Source organism: Pseudomonas sp. GM18, assembly GCF_000282195.1.
In the GTDB taxonomy this organism is placed as follows: Bacteria; Pseudomonadota; Gammaproteobacteria; order Pseudomonadales; family Pseudomonadaceae; genus Aquipseudomonas.
In genome coordinates this window covers 1-5,486 of sequence record NZ_AKJT01000073.1, presented here as the reverse complement: position 1 = coordinate 5,486, position 5,486 = coordinate 1, and the positions used below count along the sequence as shown (strand labels likewise).

At 60.3% G+C, this 5,486-nt stretch carries 3 protein-coding genes and 1 pseudogene; 2 read left to right on the top strand and 2 right to left on the bottom strand.

Features of this window, described 5'->3' with window-relative positions:
* Positions 1-195: 195 nt before the first annotated feature.
* Entirely contained in the window at positions 196-918 is a 723-nt protein-coding gene (locus PMI21_RS09380; RefSeq protein WP_007939867.1) for a pirin family protein, read from the bottom strand.
* Positions 919-1,165: 247 nt separating this feature from the next.
* Here PMI21_RS09380 and PMI21_RS09385 point away from each other — a divergent pair, with 247 nt between their 5' ends.
* Together PMI21_RS09385 and PMI21_RS09390 are read left to right on the top strand one after the other, a co-directional pair.
* Entirely contained in the window at positions 1,166-2,116 is a 951-nt protein-coding gene (locus tag PMI21_RS09385) for a GlxA family transcriptional regulator (protein ID WP_007939866.1), read from the top strand.
* A gap of 347 nt (positions 2,117-2,463) precedes the next feature.
* Positions 2,464-3,942 carry an ATP-binding protein gene (locus PMI21_RS09390; protein WP_007939862.1) on the top strand — a complete coding sequence of 493 codons (1,479 nt, stop codon included), beginning with the start codon at positions 2,464-2,466 and terminating at the stop codon, positions 3,940-3,942.
* On the opposite strand, the pseudogene PMI21_RS09395 reads toward PMI21_RS09390, so the two are convergent.
* A pseudogene (locus PMI21_RS09395) lies at positions 3,907-5,486 on the bottom strand (transcriptional regulator); the annotation flags it as partial. The gene PMI21_RS09390 and the pseudogene PMI21_RS09395 sit on opposite strands and share 36 nt — an antisense overlap.

The window sequence follows — 5,486 nt, the reverse complement described above, 5'->3', positions numbered from 1 at the left end:
CCGAAGGCTGCGTTCGGCTGCGTAGCAGCCGTGAATCCGACAAGCACGGTCTGCCTGACGCACCGCAGTTTACGATTTTACGACTGCTACGCAGCCGAACGCAGCCTTCGGCAGCTGCTACGGATCGCCTTAGGGCAAGGCAATCAGAAAAACGGCCTTGATCCGGCCGTTTTTTTGCGCACTGTAACAATGGGATCACGGCATTTCCGGCAACTCCTGCGGCCGCAAATCAAACACCAGCACCTCGGCGTCCACGCCATTGCTCAAGGTCAGCACTTGTTCTTCGCGAACTCGTACGCCGTCGCCTTCCTGTAGCTGCATACCGTTCAGTTCGACACGGCCACGTGCCACATGCACATAAGCGTAGCGATCGGCGGCCAGTTTCAGCGTGGCGCTTTCCTTGCCGTCGATCAGGCCGGCATACACCCGCGCATCCTGCCGGACTTTCAGCGAACCGTTGGCCCCGTCCGGGGAGATAATCAGCTGCAAGCGTCCACGTTTTTTCTGGCTGCTGAAATGCTCTTGTTGATAACGCGGTTTGGCGCCGCTGACGTCAGGCACGATCCAGATTTGCAGGAAGTGCACCGGGCGTGTCGATGAGTGATTGTATTCACTGTGCGCCACGCCACTGCCGGCGCTCATCAGTTGCACGTCACCTGGGCGGATTACCGAACCGGTGCCTAAAGTGTCCTTGTGTTCCAGCGCGCCTTCGAGCACGTAGGAGAAAATCTCCATGTCGCGGTGAGGGTGCTGGCCAAAGCCTTTGCCGGCGGCCACGCGGTCGTCGTTGATCACCAACAGGTCGGAAAAACCCTGTTCCCGTGGGTTGCGGTAGTTGGCAAAGGAAAAGGTATGGAACGACTTCAACCATCCGTGATTGGCCGCACCACGATCCGAAGCTTTGCGAAGGGTCAGCATTATGAAATCTCCTGTCAGGACGTGAATTCGTCCGAGTGAGGAGAAGGTTAATGTTTACCTTTCGGCGCAATAAGTAGATGAAAATTGAAATACTGTCTCTTACAGGTTGACAGTTATGTGAGCGGGTTCATGTATCCTTGTTGTTACATTTGGCCATAATGTCAGGCACGATACCTGCTCGCTCCCACAGGGTTTTGGTGTTCGGCGCAGTGGTATTGAACAGTTCTCTTTTAGTGACCTTGAACCCATGAAAACCGTGGCAATGGTGTTGTTCCCAGACTTTCTCCTGCTCGACATGGCCGGCCCCATGGAAGTGTTTTCCATCGCCAATCGTTATCTGCAACCGGCTGACCGATACGAACTGTTGACCATCGGCACCGAACAGGGCGCATTGCGGGCTTCCAACGGCGTCAGCGTCCAGGCCGATCTGCACATCGATCAGGCGAACGGGCACTACGATGTGTTGCTGGTTCCGGGCGGGCCGGGGGCCTACAACGAAAAACATCCGCCGCTGCTCAACTGGCTTCAGGCTGCCGTCAGCCGTGCGAACCTATACGGGTCGATCTGCACCGGCGCGTTCGTGCTCGGGCATGCCGGATTGTTGGACGGTTTTCGCGTGACCACTCACTGGCATTACACCGAACGACTGATCAAGGGCTTTCCCAAGGCCATCGTCGAGACCGATCAGATTTTCGTACAGGACCGCGACCTCATCACTTCCGGCGGTGTCACCGCTGGCATCGACCTGGCGCTGGCGGTAGTTGCCCAGGACCACGGCAAGAAAGTCGCCCTGGACGTCGCCAAAGTGCTGCTGGTGGTGATGAAACGCCAGGGCGGGCAGGCGCAGTTCAGTCCGCTGGTGATGGCAGTGGCCCCCCAGGAAACGTCGATCACCCGGGTGCAGAACCATGTGCTCGAACACCTCGACGAAGCGTTCAGCATCGAACGCATGGCCAGTCTGGTGAACATGAGTGCGCGGCACTTCGCCAGGGTTTTCGCCCGGGAAGTGAACATGACGCCGATGGAGTTTCTGCAAAGCGCCCGCATCGATCACGCCAGGAATCTGTTGGAGACCAGCGAACTGCCACTCAAGACCGTGGCCTATAAAAGTGGCTTCGGCAGCGTGCGCCATATGCGCTTTCTGTTCAGTGAAAAGCTCGGCCTGACCCCCACCCAGTACCGCGAGCAGTTCAGCTAGTGTCCTGTCTCACAAATACGTTCCTCTTTTGACGAGTGGCTGTTGTCGTCAGGCAAGGCGCCGCGACGAGTCATAGCCCGCTATGGCGAGGAGCGGCAACGCAGCATGACGGCAATAGACGCCGTCAAAAAGGAACAGTATTTGCGAGACAGGACACTAGAGCCCCTGGTGTCCGTAACCAGCACCGTGATGGCCGTGACGCTCCTCCCATGGCCGTTGTACCGTCATCGATGCCTGCCAAGATACCCGTGAACTCTTTTTTAAGGAGGTGCGGGAGCCTGGATGGGCGGGTGCGAGGGACCTTGCAGTTCCTTGAACCAGGCCAGGTTTTCAGCACATGAACGTGCATGAACAGCCTCAGAAATATAAACAGCGACACGGTACTGCGGTTTGGACCCTACGCGTTCCACCTGCATCAGCGGTTGATCCTGGACGGTGATCGGCCGCTGCGCATGGGTGGGCGAGCCCTGGAAATTTTGCAGGTGCTGGTCGAACACGCCGGTGCGGTGGTCAGCAAGGAGGCGCTGATTGCCCACGTCTGGCCGACATCGGTAGTCGAGGAAATCAACCTGCGCGTACACATCGCCGCCCTGCGTCGGGCACTTGGCGATATGCCGAACGGGCACCCCTATATCGTTAATATTCCCCAGCGAGGTTATAGCTTCATCGCCCCGGTGCAGCACGACCGGGCGGGCACGCCGGTGCTGGTCGAAACCGTGCACAAGCCTCAACACAACCTGCCTGCGCGACTCACACCGGTGACCGGTCGCGACTCGATCGTCGGCAGCGTGGTCCGGCAGTTGCCGGTTCGGCGCTTCATGACCCTGGCCGGCCCTGCTGGCATTGGCAAGACCACCGTGGCGTTGCGCGTGGCCGAGTTGCTGTTGCAGCACTATCGGGACGGTGTCTGGATGGTTGATCTGGCGGCCATCGATGACCCGTCGCAGCTTGTCGATCATCTGTCGCACACTCTGGAACTGGACGTCGGCACCAAGGCGTTAGCGCAACGGCATGCCTTGCTGGTGCTCGACAACTGCGAGCATCTGCTCGAACGTTGTCGGACAGTGGTGGACGATCTGCTGGCCTCGGCGCCTCGGTTGTCGATCCTCGCCACCAGTCGCGAACCGCTGCGAGCGGCAGGGGAAACGCTGCTGCGGTTACCAGCCCTGACGGTGCCGCCCGCCTCGGCGATACATAGCGTGGCCGAGGTCATGGGGTATTCAGCGGTGCAGCTGTTGGTCAGTCGCGCCCGAGCCCGTCAGCAAGGGTTTGCCTTGCGCCAACAGGATCTCAATGCTGTGCGCGAAATCTGTCGGCGGCTGGATGGCTTGCCGCTGGCCATTGAGCTGGCGGCGGCGCAAATCGACGCACTGGCGCTGGTGGGGTTGCAAGCGCAACTCGGCAACTGTTTTCAGCTGTTGAGCCAAGGTCGACGCACCGCCGTGCCACGGCATCAGAATCTCAAAGCCGCGCTGGACTGGAGCTATGAACGGCTGAGCCCGTTGGAGCAGATGGTGTTGCAGCGGCTGGCGGTGTTCAAGATGGCGTTTACGCTGGACGCGGCGATTGGCGTGATCAGTGGCGCGATGCTGCTGCCCGCAAGCCTGGTCAACGTGGTGGAGAGTCTGGCGAATAAATCGCTGCTGTCGGTGGAGCAGGGCAACGGCGTGACCCGCTACCGTTTCCTCAATACCACGCGCACCTACGCCCTGGAGAAGCTCGAGCACAGCGGTTACTTGCGTGCCTTCGAATTGCGTTATGAGCGCTATATCAGCCAGGCCCACTGGACATCAGGCGGGCAGGTCGCGCTGCAACTCGTCGAGTAACCGCCGGACTTTTATCAGGTCCGGTGTGGCGAAGCCTTCGGTGAAGCGCTGGTAAATCGGCGCTAGCAGCTCATGGGCTTGCCGGAAGTGGCCCTGACGCTGCCAGAGCTGGGCCAGTGATGTAGCGCTGCGCAGTTCCCAGGCCAGCGCTCCCTGGTTTTTTGCCACGGCTAAAGCCTTGAGCAGCACCGCCTCGGCCGCGTCGACGCTGCTCGGGCAATCCTCTGCCAGTAACGCGTCGGCCCGGGCCCGCAGAATCTCCGCCGTGCTCCAGCCCGCCGTGCCGTTTTCGGCTCGTTCCAGTAACGCTTCATCAATGAAACGGCTGTCCAGTGTGACCATGATTTCCTTGATCAACCCAGCGTCTGGTCGCGGGGACGAGGGCGTCTCGGCAACGGTGATCACCTGCGCGTAATGTTTGGCCCACGTGTAGAACAGCGACACCGAGTGTTTCTGCGCTTGCACGAGCAACAGGCCCAAGAGCTCGCGGGCGCCGGGGGTGTCGCCGTTGTAGTGGGCGATCAGGCAACCGGACAGCGCCAGGGTGTAGCAAATGGACGTGCCATGATTGATCTGCATCGCGATGTCGAGCGCTTGTCGCGCGGTGCGCCAGGCTTTTTCCGGGAGCCCTTGCAACCAGAGAATGCGCGCCAGAATCGTCAGGGCCGCCACGCTCTGGTCGTACTGCACGCCAAAACCATGGGTGAAGCGGTTGAGGTGGCCGCTCTGGGCCAGGCGTTGAATGACCTGCTCGGCATTCTCCAGCGCCAGTGCCTGATCCCCGGCAAAATGCAGGGCCAGGACCCGCAAGCGGTGAGTGCTCAGGGATAACACCGCGTCGCCGTGCAGTCCCAAACGGTCAAATTGCCGGCTCTGCTCCAGGGCTATTTGGTACTGGCCACAACTGAGGTTGACCGCCATGTGCCCCGAGATTGCCCTGAGCTGACCGGCCATATCGTTACAGTCTTCGGCCAGTCGTTTCGCGCTGACGAACGCTTCGATGGTTTCGGCGGTGCCGCCCTGGGTGTGGTAGCAGGAGCTGCCGAGGGCGAGCTTCAGGGTCATTTCCAAACGCGGGCAGGGACGGTCTGTCGCCTTGAGCAACGCCAAGGCCTTGCGCACATACACACCGTGCTCCTTGAGCAGCGACAGTTCCTGCCAGAGCGGTGTTGAGGTCGCGGCAAGGCGGATGGCCAACGCTTGCGCCCCTTGAGTATTCAAGGCCCAATCGAGCGCCGCACGAATGTCTTCCAGGCTGCGGGCGTAACGCTCGGTCCAGCGCTCGCTCTGGGTGTGTTCCCAATCGCTCTGCGCCTGATGCATCAAGGCCAGGCAGCATTCGGCGTGGCGCTCTCGGGTGTCCGCCAGCTCTTGGGCCTGGTCAAGTTTTTCCAGTGCATAGCCACGTGTGGTGTCGGGCAGACGGTAGAACACTTCTTCATCGCCGACTTCCACGTTCAGCAACGACTTGGCCACCAATTGGGTCATCGAGGCAAGCACCACGTCGGGCTCGACGTACTGGCCGACAATCACGGCGGCCGCCG

Bases quoted from the DNA above. Each gene is read 5' to 3' on its own strand.
- PMI21_RS09380 (WP_007939867.1), bottom strand. From the start codon at position 918: ATGCTGACCCTTCGCAAAGCTTCGGATCGTGGTGCGGCCAATCACGGA.
- PMI21_RS09385 (WP_007939866.1), top strand. From the start codon at position 1,166: ATGAAAACCGTGGCAATGGTGTTGTTCCCAGACTTTCTCCTGCTCGAC.
- PMI21_RS09390 (WP_007939862.1), top strand. From the start codon at position 2,464: ATGAACAGCCTCAGAAATATAAACAGCGACACGGTACTGCGGTTTGGA.